Annotated in this window: 19 protein-coding genes; 6 read left to right on the plus strand and 13 right to left on the minus strand. The window is 38.6% G+C overall.

What is annotated here, in order from left to right; translation table 11 throughout:
• The first annotated feature begins 4 nt into the window (after nucleotides 1-4).
• Both ACFFHK_RS06945 and hbs read left to right on the plus strand, forming a co-directional pair.
• The gene (locus ACFFHK_RS06945; RefSeq protein ID WP_382370914.1) at nucleotides 5-595 is read left to right on the plus strand and encodes a YjaG family protein; all 591 of its coding nucleotides are present in this window, start codon (nucleotides 5-7) and stop codon (nucleotides 593-595) included.
• A gap of 205 nt (nucleotides 596-800) precedes the next feature.
• Entirely contained in the window at nucleotides 801-1073 is a 273-nt protein-coding gene (gene hbs, locus ACFFHK_RS06950; RefSeq protein ID WP_066104693.1) for a non-specific DNA-binding protein Hbs, read from the plus strand.
• A 90-nt stretch (nucleotides 1074-1163) separates the two neighbouring features.
• On the opposite strand, the gene apaH is transcribed toward hbs, so the two are convergent.
• The 9 genes from apaH to ACFFHK_RS06995 all read right to left on the minus strand — a co-directional run bounded on the left by apaH (nucleotide 1164) and on the right by ACFFHK_RS06995 (nucleotide 11910).
• A complete protein-coding gene (apaH, locus tag ACFFHK_RS06955) occupies nucleotides 1164-1991 on the minus strand; it encodes a bis(5'-nucleosyl)-tetraphosphatase (symmetrical) ApaH (RefSeq protein WP_382370917.1) in 828 nt (275 codons plus the stop codon).
• A 9-nt stretch (nucleotides 1992-2000) separates the two neighbouring features.
• A complete protein-coding gene (locus ACFFHK_RS06960) occupies nucleotides 2001-2948 on the minus strand; it encodes a calcium/sodium antiporter (RefSeq protein WP_382370919.1) in 948 nt (315 codons plus the stop codon).
• A gap of 1 nt (nucleotide 2949) precedes the next feature.
• A complete protein-coding gene (gene rsmA, locus ACFFHK_RS06965; RefSeq protein ID WP_382370921.1) occupies nucleotides 2950-3795 on the minus strand; it encodes a 16S rRNA (adenine(1518)-N(6)/adenine(1519)-N(6))-dimethyltransferase RsmA in 846 nt (281 codons plus the stop codon).
• Nucleotides 3796-3887: 92 nt separating this feature from the next.
• Nucleotides 3888-4829 carry a peptidylprolyl isomerase gene (locus ACFFHK_RS06970; RefSeq protein WP_382370923.1) on the minus strand — a complete coding sequence of 314 codons (942 nt, stop codon included), beginning with the start codon at nucleotides 4827-4829 and terminating at the stop codon, nucleotides 3888-3890.
• A gap of 58 nt (nucleotides 4830-4887) precedes the next feature.
• Nucleotides 4888-5427 carry a bifunctional pyr operon transcriptional regulator/uracil phosphoribosyltransferase PyrR gene (pyrR, locus tag ACFFHK_RS06975; protein WP_382370925.1) on the minus strand — a complete coding sequence of 180 codons (540 nt, stop codon included), beginning with the start codon at nucleotides 5425-5427 and terminating at the stop codon, nucleotides 4888-4890.
• A gap of 140 nt (nucleotides 5428-5567) precedes the next feature.
• Nucleotides 5568-6887 (minus strand): NCS2 family permease, encoded by a 1320-nt coding sequence (locus ACFFHK_RS06980; protein WP_382370927.1) that lies wholly within the window; start codon nucleotides 6885-6887, stop codon nucleotides 5568-5570.
• A 219-nt stretch (nucleotides 6888-7106) separates the two neighbouring features.
• A complete protein-coding gene (locus ACFFHK_RS06985) occupies nucleotides 7107-8423 on the minus strand; it encodes a beta-barrel domain-containing protein (RefSeq protein WP_382370929.1) in 1317 nt (438 codons plus the stop codon).
• Nucleotides 8424-8438: 15 nt separating this feature from the next.
• Nucleotides 8439-10643: a type I secretion system permease/ATPase gene (locus ACFFHK_RS06990; RefSeq protein ID WP_382370931.1), complete on the minus strand. Its 2205-nt coding sequence runs from the start codon at nucleotides 10641-10643 to the stop codon at nucleotides 8439-8441.
• Nucleotides 10644-10656: 13 nt separating this feature from the next.
• The gene (locus ACFFHK_RS06995; RefSeq protein ID WP_382370933.1) at nucleotides 10657-11910 is read right to left on the minus strand and encodes a TolC family protein; all 1254 of its coding nucleotides are present in this window, start codon (nucleotides 11908-11910) and stop codon (nucleotides 10657-10659) included.
• A gap of 572 nt (nucleotides 11911-12482) precedes the next feature.
• Here ACFFHK_RS06995 and ACFFHK_RS07000 point away from each other — a divergent pair.
• The gene (locus ACFFHK_RS07000; RefSeq protein WP_382370935.1) at nucleotides 12483-12953 is read left to right on the plus strand and encodes a hypothetical protein; all 471 of its coding nucleotides are present in this window, start codon (nucleotides 12483-12485) and stop codon (nucleotides 12951-12953) included.
• A gap of 97 nt (nucleotides 12954-13050) precedes the next feature.
• Here the strand turns inward: ACFFHK_RS07000 and ACFFHK_RS07005 are convergent, their stop codons facing one another.
• The gene (locus ACFFHK_RS07005; RefSeq protein WP_382370937.1) at nucleotides 13051-13251 is read right to left on the minus strand and encodes a hypothetical protein; all 201 of its coding nucleotides are present in this window, start codon (nucleotides 13249-13251) and stop codon (nucleotides 13051-13053) included.
• On the opposite strand from ACFFHK_RS07005, the gene ACFFHK_RS07010 reads away from it, so the two are divergent.
• The gene (locus ACFFHK_RS07010) at nucleotides 13238-20056 is read left to right on the plus strand and encodes a GA-like domain-containing protein (protein ID WP_512700287.1); all 6819 of its coding nucleotides are present in this window, start codon (nucleotides 13238-13240) and stop codon (nucleotides 20054-20056) included. The two genes, ACFFHK_RS07005 and ACFFHK_RS07010, sit on opposite strands and share 14 nt — an antisense overlap.
• Nucleotides 20057-20181: 125 nt before the next feature.
• Here ACFFHK_RS07010 and carB read toward each other — a convergent pair whose 3' ends face one another.
• Both carB and carA read right to left on the minus strand, forming a co-directional pair.
• Complete coding sequence (gene carB, locus ACFFHK_RS07015) at nucleotides 20182-23370, minus strand: carbamoyl-phosphate synthase large subunit (protein WP_382370939.1); 3189 nt, start codon at nucleotides 23368-23370, stop codon at nucleotides 20182-20184.
• A 29-nt stretch (nucleotides 23371-23399) separates the two neighbouring features.
• Complete coding sequence (gene carA, locus ACFFHK_RS07020; protein ID WP_382370941.1) at nucleotides 23400-24560, minus strand: glutamine-hydrolyzing carbamoyl-phosphate synthase small subunit; 1161 nt, start codon at nucleotides 24558-24560, stop codon at nucleotides 23400-23402.
• Nucleotides 24561-24885: 325 nt separating this feature from the next.
• Between carA and ACFFHK_RS07025 the strand changes: the two genes are divergently transcribed.
• Together ACFFHK_RS07025 and ACFFHK_RS07030 are read left to right on the plus strand one after the other, a co-directional pair.
• Complete coding sequence (locus tag ACFFHK_RS07025; protein WP_382370953.1) at nucleotides 24886-25632, plus strand: MlaA family lipoprotein; 747 nt, start codon at nucleotides 24886-24888, stop codon at nucleotides 25630-25632.
• A 94-nt stretch (nucleotides 25633-25726) separates the two neighbouring features.
• Entirely contained in the window at nucleotides 25727-26221 is a 495-nt protein-coding gene (locus ACFFHK_RS07030; protein ID WP_382370943.1) for a YfbU family protein, read from the plus strand.
• Between the two features lie 97 nt (nucleotides 26222-26318).
• On the opposite strand, the gene ACFFHK_RS07035 is transcribed toward ACFFHK_RS07030, so the two are convergent.
• A partial coding sequence (locus tag ACFFHK_RS07035) for a hypothetical protein (protein ID WP_382370945.1) occupies nucleotides 26319-26520 on the minus strand: 202 nt, incomplete at its 5' end.

Genomic DNA, 26520 nt, shown 5'->3' on the forward strand with positions numbered 1-26520 from the left:
GAGAATGCGTAATCCAATTCAAAAACGATTAGCTAATCTAGAAAGTTGGCAGCAACTCGTCTTTATGGCGTGTTTATGTGAGCGTATGTACCCAAATTTTGTCATGTTTTGTCAGATTGTGGAACAACCGCAACACGCTAAGATGTATCACAATATCCTAAATCTTGTTTGGGAATACTTAACAGTAAAAGATGCCAAAATTAATTTTGAGCATCAGTTAGAGAAGTTTGAAGAAATTATTCCAGATATTAACGATTACGATTTTTTTGGTATTGTGCCAGCAGTAGATGCGTGTGAGGCTTTATCCGATTTATTGCATACCATTATTGCGGGGGAAGCATTGGAGCAAGCAGTCAAAGTAAGTGTATTATCATTACAAACCGTTGTTGTCTCATTAGAAATAGAAGAGAACCGAAAGCTTAGTGAAAAAGAACTGAAAGAACATGAACTCATTACTGCTGAATTAGATATACAATGGGCAATTTATCGCACATTAAATTCGTTAGAAAATCGTGATATTTCAGTAATTAACCAGTTAAAAAATGAGATCCGTGCCACAAAAATGAGTAATATTGGAGTTGAAATAAGCAATTAATGTAATTTTTTTCTAATTTTGTGAATAAAGGGCTTTTAATCTGACGCAAGTTAGATTAATCTGTTGGTTCATGACAAGGCTTGAGCTGGGGTGGAATAGGGGATCTTCACCAATTAAAGCTATCTCGGCTTGCGATAAAAGAGATTGAAAAAGAGATAATCTATTCAATTTGTAACCATAGTAAATTTATAGAGGGTAATTATTTATGAACAAGACTGAATTAGTTGACGTAATTGCACAACGTACTAACTTAAGTAAAAAAGCATCTAAAGAAGCATTAGAAGCAACTTTAGAAGCAATTACAGAAAGCCTTAAAGCAGGTGATCCAGTACAATTAATCGGTTTCGGTACATTCAAAGTGAATCAACGTCAAGAACGTACTGGTCGTAATCCACAAACTGGTAAAGAAATTAAAATCCCAGCAACTAAAGTTCCAGCCTTTGTTTCAGGTAAAGCATTAAAAGATGCTGTTAAATAATTAAGATTGAGAGAGAAAAAGTCGCTGTATAGCGACTTTTTTATTATCTTTACTTTACTTAGAGACTGTGGACTGCTGATAAAATAGACGCTATCCAATGTAGGATTTTACTGCAGGTTGAGTAAAATATTGTTTATCTTCCCAACGTAACATGGTCATCTTATTTCCCCAAACACACCCTGTATCTAATGGATAAATATTTTTTGCTGTTGGATAATTAATTAGACTAGCCCAATGTCCAAATAGTAGATTAACTTGTTGATAGAGTGGATTTTGTAACTCAAACCAAGGGATTAAATCATCTGGTGCCGCTTGTGGTGGGCGTTTACACGCAAATTCTAATCGTTTGTTATGAAAGCAAAAACGCATTCTGGTAAAGACATTAATACTATAACGTAATCGTTCAATACCAGTGAGGGTAGGTCGCCAATGATCGGGCTGATCGCCATACATTTCTGCAAGTAAGGTTTGATAATCGCCATTTTGTAAAACTTGTTCTACTTCATGCGCACACTGTTTTGCGGTGGCTAAATCCCATTCTGGGCTAATTCCTGCATGAGTAATCACAAAGCCTTGTTCCTTTGAACGATCAATTAATAATGGTTGCTGACGTAACCAAAAGATAAGATCTGCAAAATCTGGTGCAGAGAAGATAGCATCAACACGATCTTTTTCTTTTACTTTTTTGATGCCGTAAGCGGTAGCAAGTAAATGGAGATCGTGGTTGCCTAAAACAGTTTGTGCCGCGGAACCAAGTGATTTTACAAAGCGTAAACATTCCAATGACTTATCGCCACGAGCAACCAGATCACCGACTAAATAGAGTTTATCTTGAGTTGGATTGAAGTTCACTTGTTGTAATAACAGTTGTAACTCATCAAAACAGCCTTGTAGATCACCAACAATATAGGTTGCCACAATTTCTCCTTACAAAGTGCTTAATAAATATGCCAGATAAAAGAAGTAAGTTGTGAGTAATATTCCTCCCTCTAAGCGTGTAATTTTGCGTCCTGTTGCGGCAAACCACCAGAGTAATAAGGTGCTAATAATTAACATGGCAAAATCCAGATATGATACTTCGCCCACTTCGAGAGGGAATATTGCTGCACAAGCCCCCATGACAAAAAAGAGGTTAAAAATATTGCTACCGACAACATTGCCTATTGCAAGATCTGAACTCCCTTTTTTTGCTGCAAAAATTGAAGTCGCTAATTCTGGTAATGATGTTCCTGTAGCAACAATAGTTAAACCAATAACAGCATCACTAATACCAAAATTATGCGCAATTTGTATTGCAGCCGAAACAAACAGATCACCTCCCCAGATTAAAGCGATAAGTCCAATAACGAGAAAGAAAATTACTTTTGTCATGGGAAGTAGGGCTGTGATTGCTTCCTGTTCAGTATCTTGTTGCTGTGTAGTTGAGAAAGTAAAACTCAGAAAAAGAATGAAAAAAAGGAGTAAAATTAAACCATCTGCGCGTGAGATTGTGTCGATGAGTTGTATATTTAATAGCTTATCAAAGCATAAAATAATAAAAGCAATAGCTGCTAATAGTGAGAAAGGGATTTCTTTTTTGATGGAACTTGCTTTTATTAAAATGGGAGTGGCTAATGCACTTGCCCCTACGATGACCAGTGTGTTGAATAAATTACTGCCAATGATATTACCAACAGAAATCCCCGCGTTTCCTTTTAATGCTCCCCAAAAGCTAGTAATAAACTCAGGTAATGATGTGCCAAAGGCAACAATCGTTAAGCCAATAACAAGTTCATTAATATGAAAGCGTCTTGCTAAGGCAATCGCGCCATCGGTAAAACGATCAGCCCCCCAGAGAATAAATACAATACCAATAAGTAGCGTGAGATATTCCATTCTAATCCTCAATCTTCTCTACATTCTCATTTTTCATCTGAGGAGGATTATCAGCTAACCAGTTTGCTAAACGAGCATAGTCAGCAATACTCAGGTTTTCCGCACGATCCGTTAAATTAATATCTAATACGGTTAATTGTTCAGCAGAAAAGAGATCCATTAAGGAGTTACGTAATGTTTTACGACGTTGATTGAATGCTTGAGTACATACTCGATTTAGCCAATAGAGATCCTTTACTGGGTGAGGTAACGTTTTATGCGGTACCAAACGTACAACAGCAGAATCTACTTTTGGCGCAGGTTTAAATGCGGTTGGTGGTACTTCTAACACAGGAATAACCTGACAAAAATATTGTGCCATAATGGTTAATTTTCCATATGCCTTGCTATTCACCCCTGCGCATAAACGATTAACCACTTCTTTTTGTAACATAAAGTGCATATCTTGAATCACATTATGATACTGGAATAAATGGAACATTAATGGAGTGGAAATGTTATACGGTAAATTACCAAAAATTCGTAATGGTTTTTGGTGGTTAGTGGCAAATTGCTTAAAGTCAAAGTGCATTACATCTTGTTCAATGACAGTAAGTTTTTGATGTAAGAATGGGTGATGACGTAATCTTTCTGCGAGATCTCTATCTAATTCAATCACTGTCAAATGATCAATTTGATCTGCAACAGGTTCGGTTAATGCACCTAATCCAGGTCCAATTTCAATAAGGAAATCTTCTTTTTGTGGATTAATCGCGGCAACAATGCTTTGGATAATATGATCATCATGTAAGAAATTTTGACCAAAACGTTTTCGAGCGGTATGTCCAAGGTGAGTTTTTGAATTCATAAGTTTTTATACTATTTTTTACGTTTAATTATGGAAAAAATGACCGCACAAAATGTGCGGTCGGTAATAGCGTGCAGTTTATGCTACAAAGATTATTTTTGCAAAATCTTAATGTCTGCTGAACGGCGTAAAGTTTTTACCCAATCTTTAGACGCTTCCATCGCTTGTTGATTAACAATTTGCTGGTAGGCTTTCTGCATATAGCTATCTTTGGTTCTATCGCCTTGGCGAGTATCAACAACTTGCAAAATATGCCAACCATATTTTGTTTTAAAAGGTTGGGAAATTGCCCCTTTTTTTGTATTTTTAATCATGGCTTGAAATGCAGGTTCATAGATTTCTGGAACATTCCAACCTAAGCTCCCCCCATTTGCGCCAGACAGGTAATCTTTGGAGTAGGTTTTTGCAGCATCTGCAAAAGAGGTTTTATTGGCAAGAATATCGGCGCGTAAAGAACTAAGTTGTTGTTTCGCTTGCGCATCATTTAATAATGGATTTGTCTTGATTAAGATATGATTGACTAAGTATTCAGGTACGGTAACTGTTTTAAGGGTGCCTTTTTGCTGCGCATCGTTGAACATCTGTTTTGCTAATTGTTCAACTTGTTCACGTGATACAGAAATATTCTCACTAATCGCTTTATCGCGAATTTGCCCCATAATAATTTGATGGGCGATTTGCTGGCGGAATCTTGCTTCACCAATGCCTTGGTAATCCAACGCATCTAAAAATTGACCATAAGTTAAGCCATTTTGTGCGGCAATTTGCTGCATAATTTGTTGAATCTGTTGTGGAGAAACAGAAATTTTCGCTTCAGCAATCGCTTTTTGTACTAGCATATCATCAATAATGCCTTCCAATGCGGCGGCACGGTTTTCTGGGGTATTGGCTTTCTTGCCTAAAGCTTTTGTTACTTGGCTATTAAGAATCGGCGTGCCATTGATCGTTGCCACAACTTTTTCTACAGCATAGCTGGTTGCAGTGAAAGATAAACAACCTGCCAGAAGAATGTATTTGATCCATTTATGTTTCATATAATGTTGTCCTTTGCAATGTAAAGTTTGTATTAGAGTTTTAAAATGATAAAAGGTTTCAATCAGATCGTAATAAATCCACCTGAAAACAACCATCAAATTTCATGGTTTTGACTTGGATTTGTTCTTGTCGCGAAGTTGGAATGTTTTTTCCTACATAATCAGCTCGAATAGGCAATTCTCTATGCCCACGATCAACAAAAATAACCAATTCAATCTTTGTTGCTCGTCCAAAGTCAATTAACGCATCTAATGCAGCACGAATCGTTCTCCCTGTAAATAAAACGTCATCAACCAAAATGACATTTTTATTTTGAATATCAAGCTGTTCTGAGGCACCACGATAAACAGGGAGTTCAGTAGCATCAGCATACTCTAGGTCATCACGATAAAATGTAATATCTAATTCCATATATGGCAATGTAATGTTGGTAAGTTGAGCAATTTTTTGTCGTAGCAACTCAGCAATTTCTGCGCCTCGTCGCTTAATACCAACAATAATCACATCATCAAGTGATTGATGTTTTTCTATAATTTCATGAGAAATACGAGAAATGGTACGAAAAAACTGATTCTCATCGATAATCACTTTTTCCATAAATTAACTGACCTTATCTAAGATAATAAACTGCTGATAAAAATAGCATAAAATCGGGAGTAACGCACATTGAAAACGCATTTTTGGTGAGAAAATAACCGTGTATAAATAATTTATTTATACACGGTTAGCACTAAAGGTTAAATTGCCCAATGCCCTGCATAAAAGATCACAAGGACGATAGCAATGACTACCGTACCAACATTGAGTTTTTTCCATTCACCAGATATGATACGACCGATAACTAATGCGGCAAAACCAAGCATAATACCTGTTACAATATTGGCTGTTAGCACGATAAATACAGCACAAATTAAGCCACTCATTGCGCCAACAAAATCATCAAAATCTAATTTTGCAACATTACTAAGCATTAATAAACCAACATACATCAACGCAGGTGCAGTAGCATAACCTGGTACTAATGCGGCTAATGGTTGGAAAAATAACATTAAGAGGAATAATAGCCCAACGACAATCGCGGTAATGCCTGTTTTACCACCAGCCGCAGTACCTGCAGCCGATTCTATATAGACAGCAGCAGGCGCAGTGCCAAATAATCCAGAGAAAAGGCTACTTACAGAATCAGAGGTTAATGCTTTTCCCCCATTGATAATTTGCCCATCTTTGTCTAATAGATTTGCTTGTCCAGCAACGGCGCGAATGGTTCCTGTGGCGTCAAAGACAGCGGTCATCACTAACGCAAATACGGCAGGTAATACCATCGGTTGTAACGCGCCAGCGATATCTAATTGTAAGAAGTGAGAGGTTTCACCAAATGATGGTAATTTGAAAAATTGCCCTGCAAATTTGACACTTGGATCAAAAATTAAGCCAATGATAGTAATGGCAATGATCACTAATAGGATACCACCTTTTACTTGCAAACGTTCTAAGCCGATAATTGCCGCTAAACCTAATAACGACATCATTACGGGGAATGAGGTAAACTCACCGAGTTTTACTGGTAATCCTGCATTATTTCCAACCACTAAGCCAACGCCATTGGCAGCAATTAATAAGAGGAATAATCCAATGCCGATTCCTGCACCGTGAGCGATACTGGCTGGCAGATTACGTAAAATCCAAGCACGGATTCCTGTGGCAGAAATGACACTAAACAAGATCCCCATTAAAAATACCGCACCTAATGCAACAGGGATACTTACTTGTTGTCCTAATACTAAACTGAATGCGGTAAAGGCCGTAAGTGAAATAGCGACGCCGATTGCCATTGGTGCATTTGCCCAAAAACCGATTAAGATAGATCCTAAGCCCGTTACTAAACAAGTGGCGATAAAGACAGACTCAGCAGAAAACCCCGCATTGCTTAACATTCCTGGTACGACGATTACGGAATAAACCATTGCTAAGAAAGTTGTGAGTCCCGCGATTACTTCTTGACGTAAAGAACTTTTACGGGCTGAGAGTTCAAAACGTTGTTCTAGCATATTAGCCATTGAATTACCTTTAAAAATGGATACTGATAAAAAATGAGGTGTGAATTTTACCTGAGATGAAAAAAATCTACTATCGAAAAATGCAAACGTTTGCCTATTCTGTTAAAAATTAAACGAAGATAATACGTTTAGTAAGAAATCCCCTTTAGTCTTTACCAAAAGTTCCGAGTTGATTTAACAGTGGTATCTCTAAAGAGGATTTTATTTAACCTTATAATGCTATCTTTCTTGTAATGATTGCTTCATTCGCGTGATTGGTTTAATCAGATATTGGAAAATGGTTTTTTCGCCTGTTTTAATATCAACAGAAGCGATCATACCTGGTAAAACGGGTAATTCATGCCCATCTTTATCAGTTAAATGACTACCTGATGTTCTGATTAATACACGATAGAAAGAGTTATTGGGGTTCAAGTTAAGATCGCTTGCTTGACGTTTATCTTGTAACGTACTTGGACTAAGCAGTGTAACGATACCCTCTAACCCGCCATAGATAGCATAATCATAGGCACTCAATTTAACGACAGCTTTCATACCAGGGCGAATATATGCCACATCTTTTGGATTAATATACGCCTCAACTAATAAGTTATCCTCGACGGGAACAATCTCCATAATATCTTGCCCAGCGGAAATTACTCCGCCAATCGTATTGACCCGAATATTTTTTACAATACCTTTTAATGGCGCGCGCAGCAAAGAACGCTCCACAGGATCCGCTCGCGCAGCAAGGTTCTCTTTTGCTTGATCAAGATCGCCCTGAATACGTACTAATTCATTGCTGGCATCGGTGATATATTTATGTTCACGCTCAGAAATTTGCAATGCCATATCATTGGCTGATCGTTTCATGCGCAGTAATTCAACTTGAGAAACCGCGCCTTTGTTTACCATGGGTTCAGTGAGTGCAATTTCAGAATCGAGTAATATTTTGCTTTCGCGTAGCGTTTTGATAGCCTCATCTAACGCCTCTTTTTTCGCTCGGTAAACACCCATTTCACGTTCACGCATTTCAACAGGAATATTTTCAGGGAAGAGTAAAGGCTTACCAGAAATTTCTGCTTTGAGACGGATAGCGATTGCTTCTAAGTTATCTACTTTCGCTTGTGTTTCTCGCAGAATCGCAGAGCTTCGGGTATCATCAAGTTTTAGCAGAACTTGTCCTTTTTCAACTAAATCACCCTCTTTGACCATCATCTGACTTAGGATACCAGGATCTAAACTCTGAATAATTTGTTCACGGCTATTTGGAATAATTGTACCTTGCCCACGGGTAACTTCTTCAATTTTGCTAAAATAAGACCAAGTGATAAAAACGATGAGGAATGCCGTTAATAGCCAAATCATCGCAAATAAACCAGTATGCTTTTCTTCTTGCAATGCTGCGTGTAAATCATTGAGTAAATGTAAGTCTTTACTGGCGATATTTTCCTTAACTTCTTGCTGACTGGTATTGGTTTGCACAGAGCGAGTTGCTATATTTTCTTTGATCTTACGTAAAAAAGATAAGATTTTATGTAATTGCTTATTTATCATTTCTAATATCCAATACTACGCTTGATTATTGTCTGGCTGCTTTTGTGTTGCATCTTGATTTTCAGAAACTGTGTGAGAGTTTGTTTGTTCCTGATGCTGTACCGCAGGCGCAGCTAATTTTTGTAAGATAACCTCTTTTGGACCGTCCATCACGACTTTACCGTTTTCTACTACCACAATTCGGTTGACTAATTGCAGCACCTGAGGACGATGAGTAATGACAACCAATGTTCGATTTTGTAGCCATTGTGCAAGTCCAATGAGCGCTTGTTGTTCATGGAATTGATCTAATCCTGTCGTTGGCTCATCTAATAACACGACTTTAGGATCTTTGAGAGTCATTCTTGCTAGGGCGATAGCTTGTTTTTGCCCACCAGATAACCCTAAGCCATTTTCACCTAGCTGCATATCTAAACCACGTGGGTGAGATTGAATTAAATTTAATAGCCCAAAGCGCTGTAACGCTTGTAATAAGGTTTGATCCGATGGGAAAGAATCCATTCTCCCAATATCAAGATTTTCTCTTAATGTACCTAAAAAGAGGCGAGGGCTTTGTTCTAATAATAAAACTTGATTACGTAAGAAATAAGGATCTAACTGTTGTAAGTTAATTCCATCTAAGGTAATGCTGCCTGCGTTTACATCGTATAGCCCTACGCCAAGTTTCAATGCGGTGGATTTTCCACTACCAATTTTCCCTAAAATGGCAACTTTTTCACCTGGTCGAATCGTTAAATTGAAATCTTGTAGTACAAATTGACCATCTTCTTGGTATTTAAAGCTGACATTTTTAAATTGTAAATGCCCTGAAACTTGCTGTAGGCTGATGTAATCCCGATCGATAGATTTATCAATCGGCTTTGAGACGATGCCATCAACCCCTTTGAGGGCAGTCCATGCTTGTTGGAAACGATTTGCTAAACCTGCGATTTGTCCTAATGGTGCTAAAGCACGACCCGATAGAATAACCGACGCAATTAATGCTCCCATGGTGATACGAGAACTAGGATCCTCGCTATGGATCAAGTAGGTACCAACAATGACGAGAATGACCGTATTTAACTGCTGTAATGCGGTGATAATATTGACGACAAAGTTACTAATATCTTTTACTTTAATAGAAGAGTAAGAACTTTTCGCTGTATAGTAATCCCAACGTTTTTGCGCCCATGACATGGCATTATTGGTTTTAATTGTTTCAATTCCCTCAATCGCCTCAACAACTAAACCTTGACGTTGAGATGATTCTCGCATTGATTCATTAATGGCTTTTGCTAAAGGGAATTGCGCAACGATACCAATAATAATTACAGTAGGAATAATCATTGCTGGTACAATAGCCAGTTTTCCCCCAACAATACCAATAACACTAATAAAGAGAATTAAAAATGGAAGATCGACGATAGTTAGTAAACTTGCACTGGTTAAAAATTCCCGTACTGCTTCAAAATCACGTAGATTATTGGCATAAGAACCAGAAGAGGCAGGGCGATTTTGTAAACGTAAAGACATGACGCGCCGAAAGAGCATTGAACTAATAATTAAATCGGCTTTTTTCCCTGCAATATCCGTTAAACGCCCGCGAATCATTTTCGCCATAAATTCAAAAGAGATGGCAAGTATCACGCCAATACTTAATACCCATAAGGTTTCATAAGCTTGGTTAGGGATAACACGGTCATATACATTCATCACATATAATGAACTGATCAGGGCTAATAAATTGATAACAAAGGTTGCCAAAATAACCTGATAATAATATTTCTTAAAGCGCCAAATAATCTTAAAAAACCACGTTTTAGGCAGCGCATATTCAGGCAGTTCAGAGCGAGTATCTTTTGCCAAGCGAGGTTTAATAAACCAGCAATAGCCAAGATATTTTTCGGCTAATTCTGCTTCATTTAGTTGGGAAGTAAGATTGTCTGTGTGTGTAATGGTATAAACGCGATTTCCTTTACTATCTTGATCGATATGCGTAATAACAACCGCTTCCTCATTATGTAATAACGCTAAAACGGGAACAGCGAGAGAAGGAATATCCTGTAAAGAGCGTTGTGAAAGATTATTATCAAACCCCTCGCTACGCAAATATTCACAAAGCACAGAAAAATCAATACTATTTCCCGTACGACGAATAGAATGTGTCGCCAATGTTGGTACAGATAATGGCGCCCCTAATAACTGAGTAACCAGCGCAATATTTTCAATAATAAGTTTCATAATAATTGAGAGATTATTTTAAATTTGTTGCCCAGTGATATGTCATACCTTGCGAATAAAGATAATCTAAATAAGTATGACGGAATTGATACTCGGTACTTACTCGACTTAATTCTGCATTTAATAATTCATTTTCTGCATTAAGTAGATCAAGTAGCGAACGTTTGGCAATCGAAAATTGCAATTTGTAATATTTTGTTACTTCATTTAGCGAGTTGACTTGATTGCTCAGTGTTTTCAGCTGTTTGTGATATTCATCTAAATTAATCAGCGCGGTACGTGTTTTTTCTTGTAAGTCTAATACTGTTTTATCTAATCGATTTTTCTCTGCATTGAGTAGTTGAGCTTTCTCTTGCACACTATAAGAATTAGAACGATTAAACATATCCCAAGAAACATTTAAATAGACCTGACGATCATCTTTAGTAACCTGCCCAACAAGATCTAATTTAGGATAATGGCTTGCTTTTTCCGCTTCTAGATCGGCTTGTGCTGTTTTGATATTAGCATTAGCTGTTTGATAAGAGGGGTGCAAGTTTTCTGCTTGAGAATAGCTTGTTTCCAGTAAAGCACGCGTCATGGTTTGGAAAGGATTACTTAAACTGTTTCGGCTCACTTTTGTACCAGAATAACGTTGTAATTGACTCAAGGTATCTTGTAATTCACGTTCTGTTGCATTCATTTGTTGTTCAACAGCAAAGAGTCGGGCTTGTGCCTGTACAAACTCCGAACGTCGTCCCTCATCGTTATCTGCAATCGCGCCAATTTCCTGAATAATACTTTGTAAACGAACTAATCCGCGAGATTGTGCCGCGATAGAGTCTTTATGTCGTAAGGCATTTAAATATAACTCGGTTATACGATAAGTCAGATTCTCTTTACTCTCATTATATTTATGGCGTAAAGCATCTTCATTAGCAACAGAATGAGCGATTTTCTTCTCTACTGCGCCAAAGGAATAAATATTTACTGATGCTGATACACCAGGCGTGAATTGGTGCTTATTAGATGTATCACTATTTCTAGAATACTCATCTAGTGATTGGCGTCCAAAAACAGATAACGTTGGATAATGTCCAGAAATGGCTTGTTCCGTTTGATTACGAGCAACCATTGTATTGGTTTTAGCTTCAAGTAATTCGGGATCTGTCGCAAAAGCATTGTCTAAAATTTGTTTTAAAGTTGTTTTATTAGCAAAAGCATTATTTATACTTGTTAAATAAAATATACAGCTAATCATTGAATATATTAAAGTTTTTCTTTTCATATAGGTATGCTCCACTTTCGTCTCTATTCGTAACTTTATAATACTCGTAAGCAATAAAAATTGCGCATTATAGGATAAGTTTTACGTAAGCTTACTTTATATAAACTATCAATAAAATAGGCAATTCCTATTATTTATAATAATTAACAAAATGGAAACAATATTTGTTGATTGGGGGGGGGTAAATTGGTTTTTATTTTATTTATCAATAAATTACATTTAGATTATTAATTGATTATTAGTGAAAATAAAATTAAATAAACAAAAGTTTAAATATAGAATCTTAATTTTTAACATTATATATACATTTTAATAGTTGAATTATATGAATAATTTCTTATAGCATAGCGCACCATTTTTTACATAAGACAACATAAACTTACTTAACGAAAAGGTAAAAGGTAGTTATTTGTCAACTGATAGATTCAGTGTGTAATGAAAATGAAAGTTTCTAGTTCAAGTAGAAGAAAAATACATTAAGTAATATTTAGGTATTTCAATTCTACGATCAAGTCTTAATAAAAATAGATTGGAGAATTTTTTATATGGATTTATTGTTAAAAATTAAGCAAATGAAGATAACTATAAAGCCAGGGAAAACATATATAGAGAACGCAGTACCAGGAGAAACTTATCAATTAGTCGATCCTAAAACAGGGAAAACGCCAGAGCATATCAAAACGATGCGCAATGGCAACGATCTTATATTCAAAAATGAACAGGATAATAGTGAAGTTATTATTAAAGGTTTTTGGAAACACTGTTCAGAAGATAATCAATGTTTTGCTGTGTTAGATGTTCCTGCACAAGAGGGAATTGAAGCAGGACAAGTTATTATTACTCAAGTTGAACATGAATTAACTTCTTTTACTGCCGGCGAAGTAGGCACACTAGCAGAAAGTCAAAGTAATTATTGGTGGACATTAGGTGGATTGGTTGGTTTCGGACTACTTGCAGGTGGCTTATCACTTGGCGGCGGCGGTGGCAGCAGCGGCAGTAGCAATGGGGGGGGGAAAATAAACCTTCATCATCAGAAAATATAGATAATTCAAATTCAGATAGTACTACTCCTACGGCAGAAGATACAAAGCCAACTCAACAAGGAAATAACTCAGGAGAGAATACAAATATTCCTGAGGATCAAACAGATTCAACACCTAATCCCAATGATGATCCTACATTAGATACAGATACAGGGGCAACAGGTGAAAACCCTAACGAACCAGCGCAGCCAGAAGCGCAACCAGCAGTCGATACGGCACCATTAGAGCAAGCGCTTGAAGATGCTAAAGCTGCGGTAGGTACTGCGAATACAGCGATTGGTGAAGTGGATACAGACAATAATGGACTAATCACCCCAGCAGAAAAAGCAACTGTAACAGAGGCGATTGCCGATGTTGCAACGCAGAAAGCTGAGGCTCAAGCAGAACTTGATAAGATCAAAGATCAATTAACGCCAGAACAGGTGAAATCGTATCAAGATAAGATTGATGCGATTGTTGCACCAGAAAATACGGTTGAAGTTACAGATAATGATGCAGATGGTTACTCAAATGCAGATGAAACTACAGCCGGTTCAGAAATTGATAATGATAGTTCAACACCGAAGAGTGTCGCAGAAGCATTAAAAGAACAAGCGGCAGCGTTAGCAGCAGAAGCAGAACAAGCGAAAACTGCAGCGGGAGAAGGATATACTGATGCAGAGGTTGAAGCATTACAAGAAAAAGCAGACGCTATTGACGCGTTAAAAGCGAAAGCCTTAGCTGCAGCAAATCTCGTGAAAGAAGATGAAGGCAAAACTGCTTTAATCGATGAAATTAATGCGATTAGCTTTGATGTACCAGTAGCGAATGACGTAGATGGGGATAATAAGCCTGATGAAAGCGAATTAGCGGCAGCAGAAAGTGCTGTTAATACAGCGAAAGAGGCGAAAGACGCTTATGAAGCTAAGAAAGCTGAATTAACTTCTGACGATGAAGTAACGCAAGAAGACTTAGACGCATTGCAACCATTGAAAGAGGCAGCAGATGCAGCACATAACGCAGCAGTAGAAGCAGTGAATGAGGTTCCAGAGGGAACAACAGGAGATAATGGTGTAAGCAAAGCGTCATTAGAGGGACGTTTAGCTGAGGGGGGCGATGCGGCACCAGTGGGTGAGTTACCAGCGCTTACTACATCAACAGGTTCAACTGAAGAACCTGTTAGTGAGCAACCAGCAGGAACAGAGACAGAAGCAGGTGGCAATGATAGCACAGATACAACGTCATCACCGACAGATCCAACAGAATCATCAGATACAGGTGCAAATACTGGTGAGACATCAACCGATGGACAACCAAATACTGAGCCAACTGCAGGTGATAATGGAGGAGATGGTTCAGATGATACTTCTAATGGCACAGCGCAACCAGTAGTCGATACGGCACCATTAGAGCAAGCGCTTGAAGATGCTAAAGCTGCGGTAGGTACTGCGAATACAGCGATTGGTGAAGCGGATACAGACAATAATGGACTAATCACCCCAGCAGAAAAAGCAACTGTAATAGAGGCGATTGCCGATGTAGAGACGGCGAAAGAAAAAGCGCAAGCAGAACTTGATAAGATCAAAGATCAATTAACGCCAGAACAGGTGAAATCGTATCAAGATAAGATTGATGCGATTATTGCACCAGAAAATACGGTTGAAGTTACAGATAATGATGCAGATGGTTACTCAAATACAGATGAAACTACAGCCGGTTCAGAAATTGATAATGATAGTTCAACACCGAAGAGTGTCGCAGAAGCATTAAAAGAACAAGCGGCAGCGTTAGCAGCAGAAGCAGAACAAGCGAAAACTGCAGTGGGAGAGGGATATACTGATGCAGAGGTTGAAGCATTACAAGAAAAAGCAGACGCTATTGACGCGTTAAAAGCGAAAGCCTTAGCTGCAGCAAATCTCGTGAAAGAAGATGAAGGCAAAGCTGCTTTAATTGATGCAATTAACGCGATTAGCTTTGAGGTACCAGCAGCGAATGATAAAGATGCAGACGGTACGATTGATACAGTAGAAGTTGCAACTGCGAAAGGGCTAGTTGATACGGCGGCAGAAAAAGTTGCACAGTATGAAGCAGCGAAAACAGAAGCAGAAAAAGATGGTGTTATTAGTCAAGCTGAGCTTGATAATTTAACTACTCTGAAGAATGCTGCTGAAGATGCACGAACAGAAGCTAACAATGCGATCACTGTTGTAGCAGGAAAATCGGGCTCAGGTATTCCAGATGGCACAACAAATACCGATCCAGAAGTAAATACAAGCAAAGCGGAGCTAGAGACTCGTTTAGCTACAGGTGATGCAAAAGCAACATCGGCTTTACTAGTCGTGAATGATAAAGATGCAGACGGTACGATTGATACAGTCGAAGTGGAGAATGCAGCATCGTTATTAGATGAAGCAGACAAACTGCTTAGACGTTATGAAAATATTGCAAATAACGTGAGAACAGGCACAACAGTAGCAAATCCAGATTTAATTAAGTCATTAGACAATTTAAGAAAGCAAGCAATTGCTAAATTGAATGAAGCAAAAGCTGCAGTTAATGGTATTCCAGATGGAACAGAAGGGAAGGACAGTGTTGTAGCACGTGCAAATGGAATGATGGAGCCAAGTGCATTACCAGAAGCGAATGATAAAGATGCGGATACAAAACTGGATACGCAAGAAGTTGTAGAAGCGACATCTGCCGTTGATAGAGCTGCGGAAGCAAGAAAAGCTTATGAAGATGCAAAAACAGCAGCATTAGGAGATGGTAAGTTAACACCAACAGAGTTAGCTGATCTAACTCGTAAGAAACAAGCAGCCGATGACGCACGTCAAACTGCATTAGGTGATAGAACGCAGAATACAGGTGTAAACGGTATTCCTGATGGTACAGAAGGAAAAGATGCATTAGTAACTCGTTTAACCAGTGGTGATGCAGCCCCAGCATCTGAATTACCAGTTGTGAATGATAAAGATGCAGATGGTACGATTGATACAGCTGAAGTTGCAAATGCGAAAGGGTTAGTTGATACGGCAGCACAAGCAGTTGCTAAGTATGAAGAGGCGAAAACAACTGCATTATCAGACGGTAAAGTAACGCCAGAAGAGTTAGCAACCTTAACTAACCTGAAGAATGAAGCTGAAGCAGCACGTACAACAGCGCTAGGTAGTACAACGGATAATACTGGTGTAAGCGGTATTCCAGATGGTACAACAAATACTGATCAGAACGTAAATACAAACAAAGAAGCGTTAGCAGAGCGTTTAGCTACAGGTGATGCAAAAGCAACATCGGATTTACCAGTTGTGAATGATAAAGATGCAGATGGTACGATTGATACAGTTGAAGTTGCAAATGCGAAAGGGTTAGTTGATACAGCGGCAGAAAAAGTTACACAGTATGAAGAGGCGAAACGCCAAGCTGAGTCAGATGGTAAAGTAACGCAAACTGAGCTTGATAACTTAACTAACCTGAAGAATGAGGCAGAAGCAGCACGTACAACAGCGCTCGGTAGTGCAGAGGAAAATACTGGTGTAAACGGTATTCCAGATGGCACAACAAATACCGAAGTAAATACAAGCAAAGAGGCGTTAGCGACACGTTTAGCTACAGGTGATGCAAAAGCAACATCTGAATTACCAGAATTAACGGCAACAGTAGATACACAACCGTTAGATGACGCAATTCAGCAAGCGATAAATGCGGTGAATGCGGCAAAAACGGCTATTTCAGGAGCAGATCAGAATAGTAATGGCTTGATTACACCAGCTGAGAAACAACCTGTTACTGATGCGCTTAATGATGCTACTGCGAAGAAAGCTGCTGCTCAGGCGGAGTTTGATAAGATTAAGACACAATTAACCCCTGAACAGGTAGAAGCCTATCAAGCGAAGTTAGATGAGATTACTGTGCCAGCAGATACGGTTGCCGTAACCGATACTGATGCAGATGGCTATTCAAATGATGTGGAAAAATATGCAACATCTGATCCAAATAATACTTCTTCAACACCGAAGAATGTTGCTGAAGATCTTTATCAGAAAGCACTTGACATTAAAAATGCAGCAGAAGCGTTAAAAACTCAGTATGGTCCAGGATATACCGATGGTGAAGTGGCGGAGTTAGAAGCTAAGTTAAGTGAGCTAGAAGCCGCTAAACAGAAAGCGTTACAAATCGCAAATGTTGTTAGAGAAGACGATGATGCAGCTGGCTTAAAAGCGAAGATTGATGAGTTATCATTTGACGTTCCTGAGGCGGGAGATAAGGCTGATTCGTTATGGTTCTCAGCAAAAGATATGGAAGACTATATAAGTCCGTTGGGAGGAGATAAAAGACTTCAAAAAGTGGATTATACTCAGGCGAGAAGTAATACGGAGGCAGATGAATACGGCGCTGAGCAACCTGCTGATGAAAACGGTATTATTTGGCGAGAAGTCAAAATTCCATTAGCGGATACACAAGTCTATAACCAAGATATGGGAACAACGGAAACATTAAAACCAACAGATGGTTGGATTAATGCGTTAACCTATTCGGGCGGTCATGGAGGCTATGTTCGTTATAAAGTTGATGAAAATGGTCAATTAATTATTCAAATTGATCAAGAAAAGGCGAGTAAGTTGAATAGTACGGAAATTGAGGCTTTAAAAGTTTCTGCTCAAGATGGTACCGAGTTGACTTATAGTTACGTATTAAAAGGTAAGTCTTCTACATTCTCATTCAGTGGTATTGATATTGCTGATGATGTTGGTTTATTCCGAGATACAATGACAGTAAACTCACCTAATCGTTTTACTGATGATCAAAATTGGGCAAACATTAAAGTAATTTCACAAGGTACGACTCCATCTGGTGCATATGTGAAGTTGTCGATTATCGATCAAGCAACGGGTACAGCTGTTTGGAGTGAGAACCAAGCGATAACATCGACGCAGACAACATTTAATGCAAGTGCTGTTACTTTAGAAAATGGACATAAATATGTGGTGAAAGCTGAACAAACTGATGCGGCTGGTAATGTGGTAACAGGGGGCGCATCGTTAACTGCTCAACCAATTACGATTGATACAGTACAGCCTGATTTACGTTATTCTATAAATGTCGTTAATGGGACTGTATCGTTAGCGGTTAATTCGCCAGGTGAACAGTTGTATTCAATAACTAATGAAACCGATAGTGGTGTAGCGAATACCGAATTACAAAAAGAAAATGCATCAAATCAGGCTAGTGCGTATAAAACAGGTGGTTTACACGGTTCAATCACTATTAATGAAAGTGATTTAGCTAATCCTGATGTATATACCTTTGTGGCTGATGAGGCTGGTAATAAGATCGAAGTACCGAAATTTAAGTTAATTAAGTTACCTCGTTTAACAAATGACTTAACACCGACGTTAGCGCCATCAGTGGCAACCGCACAAAATGCTAACCGCGATGGTCAATCAAGTACTCAAGATAGCCCATATCGTACTACAGAGGGTAACGATATTGTTGTGATTACGCCAACATCAGGGGATACAGAAAAATTCCGGGGCTCGATTAACTACAATGGTAGTAATTCAGCGAGTGGAGATCAGATCTTGAATCTTAATACAGCGGGCGGCGATGATATTATTTCTGCAACGAATATCTACTCTAAAGTAGTTGCGGATACAGGCACAGGTAATGACTCAATTATCTTGTCAGGTGGTATCGGTGGTGAAATTGGTGATGCAGGGCATTACGATCAACGTATCAATATGGGTGATGGTAATGACATATTGCAAATCAAGGGTACTTTCCCTGGAGAAATCAATGCAATGCACTATACGGCAACTAAGATTTCGATGGGAACAGGTAGTGATGTGGTTAATATCGAAAAATCAATTTATGCAGCGGATCCAAGTGGAAAGTTACGTTCTAACTACTTCGACTTAGGTCAAGGGGACGATAAGATAAACCTAAATGAGCATCTAAGATCGTTTGAATCACTGACAGCTGAGGGAAGATATGGTTCAAATATTATCAATCTTGGTAAAGGTAATGATACGTTAACTATCAACAAAGATGTATCTGGATTGACATTAATTGCTTCACGCGATAGTAGTACCATTACGATTAAGGGTAAGGTCGAGGATAGTGCGGTGTTCTATTTAGGTAGTGGCGCCGATCATGTTACTCTCTCTGGTGGTTACTCTGCAGATGATATTGAGTTGAACAGTGGCTTTGCGGGTGGCTCAGATGGGGCTAGACAGCGTATGGATTATCTAAGAACTCAATTAACACCTAACGGTGAGCGTGCAGGTTGGTATGATACGATTAAGGTTGCAACTAGCAGTGATCAAGTGGCGACACTTGAAGCAGATCCGAATGTTACTGCGGTACAACTTGGTTCTCGCCCAGAAATTCACTTAGGAGATGGTAACAATAGCTTAACTATCAATAATGGCGTGTACTTAGTTAATATTACGTCTGGTAGTGGAGATGATACTATCCGTTTAAGTGGGGTGAATGGTGCAAATCAAATTCATCAGAAGGATTATATTGAAGGTACTTCAGTAAACACTGGTGCAGGTAACGATCGTATTGTGTTAACTAATCTGTATGAAATAAGTAATACGATTTCTGCAGGTAAGGGAAATGACGTTATCGAAATCAATGGTCAGATAGGTCGTGTTCCTCAAATAGGAATAACCGTTAACGGCGTTACCACAATTGGCGGTGGTGAAGGTAGAGATGAATTAGTTTGGAATAGTTCTAACTATGAATTTACTTATGGAAAACCAAGTGCCCATGATAAATTAAATTTAACTGATATGATTGAACAGATTCAGTTAAATGGTCAAGGTAATACCTTGAACTTTGGACAAATGTTTGATTTTGGTACAGCTACAGGAACTGTTGGTCATGCGATTGTATATACCAATAGTGCAGATAGAGCTAACAAAGTGAAATTTGACGATAATTACTGGAGTAAAGTCGCCGATAACGTCAATTACTTTGATGATATAAGTGGTATCGGCATACAAACTGTTGCTGGTACAGCAAAAGGAAATATCGCTGCCCAAACCAAATATCAATATAATGATGGTAAGGTAACGTTCGATGTTTATATTGAGCAAGGTATTAATATCGAAATGTATTAATCTGTTCTTTAGTAGATAACTTATAAGCCTATCCAGTTGGATAGGCTTTTTTACGTATATAAAAAGGAAATATAAAATTAAAGGAAATCCTCCACTATCTTAGGAGATAGTAGAGGATTGAGAGATTAGTCTTGTAGTGAATAAATGCCGAGTTGTTCTAATTTATCTAAACCACTGACTAATGCAGATGCACCATTTGCAGTTGTGAGAACCATCACTTTATGGTGTAACGCATTACGGCGAATAGAGTGGCTATCGGCAATGGATTCTGGCTTTCCATCAACGGTATTGATCACTAATGCAATTTCATCATTTTTAATTGCATCAACGATATGAGGGCGACCTTCACGTACTTTATTAATATGTTGCACGACAATACCGTGTTCAGCTAAGAACTGTTCTGTACCGTAAGTTGCACATAGCCCAAAACCTAAGCGTTGTAATTGTTTCACCACAGGTAAAATACGTTGTTTATCTTGATCGGCAACGGATAAGAACACTTTGCCTGTTTGTGGAATACGTTCACCTGCACCGAGTTGTGCTTTAATAAAGGCTTCTTCAAAGGTTATGCCTACACCCATCACTTCACCGGTAGAACGCATTTCAGGTCCCAAAATCGTATCGACACCTGGGAATTTGATAAATGGGAATACAGCTTCCTTCACTGCAAATTTTTCTGGAATCACTTCTTTTGTGAAGCCTTGTTCTGTGAGGGAGATGCCAGCCATCACACGAGCGGCAATTTTAGCTAATGGTACGCCAGTTGCTTTACTCACAAATGGGACAGTACGAGATGCGCGCGGATTGACTTCAAGGACATAGATTGTCTCATTTTGTACTGCAAACTGTACATTCATTAAACCAACCACTTTTAAGGCTTTTGCCATTGCCGCAGTTTGACGACGAATTTCATCTTGGATTGTTTTAGTTAATGAATAGGCTGGTAATGAACACGCGGAGTCGCCACTGTGAATACCTGCTTGCTCAACGTGCTGCATAATACCGCCAATCACAACAATTTCACCATCACAAATACAGTCCACATCGACTTCAGTGGCATTATCAAGGAAGTGATCTAATAAGATCGGACTATCTTCAGATACTTGTACAGCTTCACGCATATAACGATTTAATTCCTCTTCGTTATAGACGATCTGCATTGCACGTCCGCCTAATACATAAGATGGGCGAACGACTAATGGATAGCTAACTTCCTCTGCTAATTTAGCGGCTTCTTCACTATTGCGAGCAGTACGATTAGGTGGCTGTTTTAAGTTAAGATCATTAAGAATTTGTTGGAAACGTTGGCGATCTTCTGCCGCATCAATGCTATCCGCTGAGGTACCTATAATATTGACACCATTGGCGTGTAGTGCGTTAGCCAGTTTTAATGGTGTTTGTCCACCATAATGTACGATTACCCCAAATGGTTGTTCGAGATGAATAATTTCTAATACATTTTCTAAGGTAAGTGGCTCAAAATAAAGGCGATCTGAAGTATCGAAGTCAGTAGAAACTGTTTCTGGGTTACAGTTCACCATAATGGTTTCAAAACCACTTTCTCGTAAGGCTAAAGCAGCGTGGACGCAACAATAGTCAAATTCAATCCCTTGACCAATGCGGTTCGGACCACCACCAAGAATCATAATTTTCTTACGAGTAGATGGATTTGCTTCGCACCCTTCTTCATAAGTTGAATAGAGATAAGCAGTATCTGATTTGAATTCACCAGCACAAGTATCGACACGTTTATACACTGGGTGCAGATTGAGTTCATAACGGCGATTTCTTACCTGTTCTTCGCTAACTTTAGTCAGTTGTCCGATACGTTTATCCGAGAATCCTTTACGTTTTAAACGGCGTAATTCAGCATAATCTAATTGCTCAAAGGTTTTCTTTTCTAATGCGAGTTCTTCTAAAACAAGATCTTGAATTTGTCTTAAAAACCAAGGATCGATTTTGGTATAGCGATAAACTTCATCTAAAGACCAACCTAAACCAAAAGCATCGGCAACATAGAGTAAGCGTTCTGGCCCTGGGTTAGAAATTTCATGGCGTAATTTTTCGTTGTCTTCTGAACGTAAATTAAAGCCACAAATGCCTGTTTCTAAGCCACGCAAGGCTTTTTGTAATGATTCTTGGAAGGTTCTGCCCATTGCCATAACTTCACCAACGGATTTCATTTGCGTGGTAAGACGATCATCGGCTTGTGGGAATTTCTCAAAGGCAAAACGCGGTACTTTCGTAACCACATAATCAATAGATGGTTCAAAAGAAGCAGGAATTAAACCGCCAGTGATGTCGTTGCGTAATTCGTTTAGGGTATAACCTACGGCAAGTTTAGCTGCGACTTTAGCAATCGGGAAACCAGTTGCTTTTGATGCTAATGCAGAAGAACGACTCACACGAGGATTCATTTCAATCACAATCATTTCCCCATTTTCTGGGTTAATGGCAAATTGCACATTGGAACCACCCGTATCAACCCCAATTTCACGTAATACTGCAAGCGAGGCATTACGCATAATTTGATATTCTTTGTCGGTTAATGTTTGTGCAGGAGCAACAGTAATTGAATCACCTGTATGTACGCCCATTGGATCGAGGTTTTCGATTGAGCAGACGATAATACAGTTATCTGCTTTATCTCGCACCACTTCCATTTCATACTCTTTCCACCCGAGAACGGATTGCTCAATTAAAAGTTCGTGGGTTGGCGACGCATCAAAGCCACGTTCGCAAATTTCTTGAAACTCTTGGCGGTTGTAAGCAATTCCACCACCAGAGCCACCCATAGTAAAAGAGGGACGAATTAAGGTTGGAAAGCCGACTTCTTTTTGAGCTTGCCAAGCTTCTGCAAAGCTATGACAAACAAAAGATTTTGGTGTATTGAGTCCGATTTTTTGCATCGCTTCTTTAAAACGACCACGATCTTCTGCTTTATCAATCGCATCTTCAGTTGCACCGATTAACTCAACTTGATATTGCGCTAATACTCCGTGTTTAGAGAGATCTAAAGCACAATTTAATGCCGTTTGTCCCCCCATTGTTGGAAGAATGGCATCAGGACGTTCTTTTTCAATGATTTTTGCTAAGGTCTGCCAGCGGATTGGCTCAATGTAGGTTACATCTGCCATATTAGGATCGGTCATAATTGTTGCTGGATTTGAGTTGACCAAAATGACTTTATAGCCTTCTTCTCGTAAGGCTTTACAGGCTTGTGCGCCTGAGTAGTCGAATTCACAAGCTTGACCGATAACGATTGGACCCGCACCAATGATAAGGATTGATTTTATATCTGTACGTTTTGGCATAATCTATTTTCCATTAATTTGTATCTTGTTTAGTAACGAACCACATAAGGCGCAGCAGTATGAGTATGACGAGCAACTTCCATTTCATGAATAAATTTATCAAATAAGTAAGCTACATCATGTGGACCAGGACTTGCTTCTGGGTGGCCTTGGAATGAAAAAGCGGATTGATTCGTTAAGGCAATGCCTTGTACAGAACCATCAAATAGTGAGCGGTGGGTAATGCGCACGTTATTTGGTAGGCTGTCGGCATCGACTTCAAAACCGTGGTTTTGGCTAGTAATTAATACTTTATTATTATCAAGATCTTCCACTGGGTGATTACCACCGTGATGACCAAATGCCATTTTTTTGGTTTTTCCGCCAACAGCTAAGCCTAATAATTGATGTCCTAAACAAATGCCAAAGATTGGTTTTTTACTTTCAAGTAAGGTTTTGATAGCGGTAATTGCATATTCACAAGGTTCGGGATCACCAGGGCCATTCGATAAGAAAATACCATCAGGATTTAACGCCAATATATCTTGAGCTGGTGTTGTCGCTGGTACGACAGTAATACGACAACCACGCTCTGCTAACATTCTTAAAATATTACGCTTAACCCCGAAATCATAAGCAACAACGTGAAAACGAAAATGATCTTGCTGTGAATAACCAACGCCAAGTTGCCATACTTTTTCAGTCCATTCATAAGGGGTATCACAGGTTACTTCTTTTGCTAAATCTTTACCTGCCATAGAGCCAAAACCTTGCGCTAATTCTAAGGCTTTTTGCTCATCAATTTCACCAGCCATAATGCAACCTGACATTGCACCTTTATCACGTAATAAACGGGTTAAACGGCGAGTATCAATATCAGCAATCGCTACAACATTATTTTGTATAAGATATTGTTGTAAAGACATTTCGCTACGGAAATTACTGTGTAATAACGGTAAATCACGAATAATTAAACCTGCGGCATAAATTGCATTAGATTCAATATCTTCATTGTTTATGCCTGTATTACCAATATGTGGATAAGTTAAGGTAACGATTTGTTTGGTATATGATGGATCGGTAAGGATTTCTTGGTAGCCAGTCATTGAAGTGTTAAAAACGACTTCACCGATGGTATGCCCTAATGCTCCGATAGCTGTACCACGGAAAATAGAACCATCAGCAAGGACGAGAATAGCTTGTTCAGACATCAATTACTCCTAAAAAAATTTATGTGTTTGGTCGAACACTTACGAATGCTCATTAACCACAACTTAGATTACGTAATAAACTACAGTACGAATTTATCATGTTGGCTAAATCGCGTCTGAAAGTTTTTTCTATAAATGAAAAAATCGCGTTATTTTAATGGAGCAAACGTTTAAATACAAATGAAAGATTTTGTTTAAAGTGAAAAAATATGCGTTATTTTTGAATATTTATTCATTTAAAGCAAGTGTTATTTGCTCGAACGTTTTTTTATGGATAAATTTTGATTAGAATAAGGAAATGATTGAACAAGTGGGAAATTGTATGATGAAAAAATGGTTTAATAAAAAATCTTTGGTGGTCATTGCTGTGGTGTCGATGACGGTGGGGTGTGCGAGTCATAATGAAAATGGTGAGCGTAATGACCCTTTACAGAGCTTTAATCGCGCAATGTGGAATGTTAACTATAACTATCTTGATCCATATGTCTTACGTCCTGTAGCAAAAGGGTGGCGGGATTATGTACCTGCACCGGTGAAAACGGGATTGACCAATTTTGCGAATAATTTAGATGAGCCGATGAGTTTCGTGAATCGTTTGCTGGAAGGTAATTTTAAGCAAGCGATGGTACATTTCGATCGTTTTTGGATTAATAGTGTTTTTGGTTTGGGGGGCTTAATTGATATTGCCAGTGCTAGTGAACCATTGCGAGTACACGAAACACGCGAATTTGGTGATATGTTAGGGCATTATGGAATGGGCGCAGGAAGTTATGTTGTTTTACCAGGATATGGAGCCGCAACGCCTCGTCAAGATTTAGGGCATATTGTGGATATGAACTATCCAATGCTATCACTATTAGGTCCTTGGAGTTTATTAAAATGGGGTATTCAAGGCATAGATAAACGAGCAAGTGTATTAGATCAAGATGCTTTACTGAAGCAAGCTCAAGATCCGTATGTTACTTATCGGGAAGCCTATTTCCAAAACTTAAATTTTAAAGTTTCTGACGGTAAGGTAGAAAATAAGTCGAAAGAAACATTAGATAAAAATATTGTCGATGAAATCGATTAATCTGCTATTTTTTTGATTCAAATTAATGCGGCATCGTGTGTAATCTTTTACAGTATGTCGCATTAATTTTTTACTTTTTATCAAGGATAGCATCATGGAAATGACCTCCACTCAACGTTTAATTTTAGCCAACCAATATGAATTAATGGCATTATTGAATCCTGAACAAGCTGCATATTATCGCCGTTTGAAAACTATTGTACAAAGTGGCTTTGCGAAAGAGTTGCAAGAATTAGATAAAGGGTTTTCTTATCTAACTGAAGCAGAATGTAAAATGGTGCGAGATACGTTAGAAATGTATCATGCTTTGCAGGTGTCTTATAACAATCTACAAGATCCATCAGCTGTGAGTGCGCATCAAATTAAATTTGTTGGTTACTGTGCAGTGAGAGAGAAAAAATATTGCCAATATGTGAAGTTCTTACGTGAGACAGAGAAACTTTATACTGATGTTGTGTTCTATACAGAAGATAGCGATGCACAAGTTTGTATGGCAGAAAAATATCAAAAAATGTTAGCAATGTGGCGTGCTTGTCCACATGAGTATCATCTTAGTGTGGAAGAAATTCGTAAGATTTTAAATGCCTAAATTATTAAATTTTCGCTCTAAAGAGCGACCCACTTTTTTTTGCTCGTGCAAAGAAAAGTGGGCAAAAAAAAGCACGCCCTAGTGCCTTGCTAATTCCTCATTCCGTCAAGATTTTTCGGGCGGCAAAAAACTGATATTTTTCTTCGTAAAACTCAGAAAAATTAGACGTTTTTTGCCTAAAAATCTTTTCTCCATTCGGGCAAGACACAAGGGAACCTTTTAATATTTTATCAGACTCGTGCCGTAAAACTCCGTCCTTCAGGGCGGAGATATAAGGCACAAACGGCGTAAGCCATTTC

This window comes from Gallibacterium trehalosifermentans (assembly GCF_042433055.1).
Lineage (GTDB): Bacteria > Pseudomonadota > Gammaproteobacteria > Enterobacterales > Pasteurellaceae > Gallibacterium > Gallibacterium trehalosifermentans.

Excerpts from the sequence above, each read along its gene's own strand:
- ACFFHK_RS06990 (WP_382370931.1), bottom strand. The coding sequence starts at position 10,643 with ATGAAACTTATTATTGAAAATATTGCGCTGGTTACTCAGTTATTAGGG.
- ACFFHK_RS07030 (WP_382370943.1), top strand. The coding sequence starts at position 25,727 with ATGGAAATGACCTCCACTCAACGTTTAATTTTAGCCAACCAATATGAA.
- ACFFHK_RS07000 (WP_382370935.1), top strand. The coding sequence starts at position 12,483 with ATGAAGATAACTATAAAGCCAGGGAAAACATATATAGAGAACGCAGTA.
- ACFFHK_RS06970 (WP_382370923.1), bottom strand. The coding sequence starts at position 4,829 with ATGAAACATAAATGGATCAAATACATTCTTCTGGCAGGTTGTTTATCT.
- pyrR (WP_382370925.1), bottom strand. The coding sequence starts at position 5,427 with ATGGAAAAAGTGATTATCGATGAGAATCAGTTTTTTCGTACCATTTCT.
- ACFFHK_RS07025 (WP_382370953.1), top strand. The coding sequence starts at position 24,886 with ATGAAAAAATGGTTTAATAAAAAATCTTTGGTGGTCATTGCTGTGGTG.
- rsmA (WP_382370921.1), bottom strand. The coding sequence starts at position 3,795 with ATGAATTCAAAAACTCACCTTGGACATACCGCTCGAAAACGTTTTGGT.
- ACFFHK_RS06985 (WP_382370929.1), bottom strand. The coding sequence starts at position 8,423 with ATGATAAATAAGCAATTACATAAAATCTTATCTTTTTTACGTAAGATC.
- carB (WP_382370939.1), bottom strand. The coding sequence starts at position 23,370 with ATGCCAAAACGTACAGATATAAAATCAATCCTTATCATTGGTGCGGGT.
- ACFFHK_RS06960 (WP_382370919.1), bottom strand. The coding sequence starts at position 2,948 with ATGGAATATCTCACGCTACTTATTGGTATTGTATTTATTCTCTGGGGG.
- hbs (WP_066104693.1), top strand. The coding sequence starts at position 801 with ATGAACAAGACTGAATTAGTTGACGTAATTGCACAACGTACTAACTTA.
- ACFFHK_RS06945 (WP_382370914.1), top strand. The coding sequence starts at position 5 with ATGCGTAATCCAATTCAAAAACGATTAGCTAATCTAGAAAGTTGGCAG.
- ACFFHK_RS06980 (WP_382370927.1), bottom strand. The coding sequence starts at position 6,887 with ATGGCTAATATGCTAGAACAACGTTTTGAACTCTCAGCCCGTAAAAGT.
- carA (WP_382370941.1), bottom strand. The coding sequence starts at position 24,560 with ATGTCTGAACAAGCTATTCTCGTCCTTGCTGATGGTTCTATTTTCCGT.
- ACFFHK_RS06995 (WP_382370933.1), bottom strand. The coding sequence starts at position 11,910 with ATGAAAAGAAAAACTTTAATATATTCAATGATTAGCTGTATATTTTAT.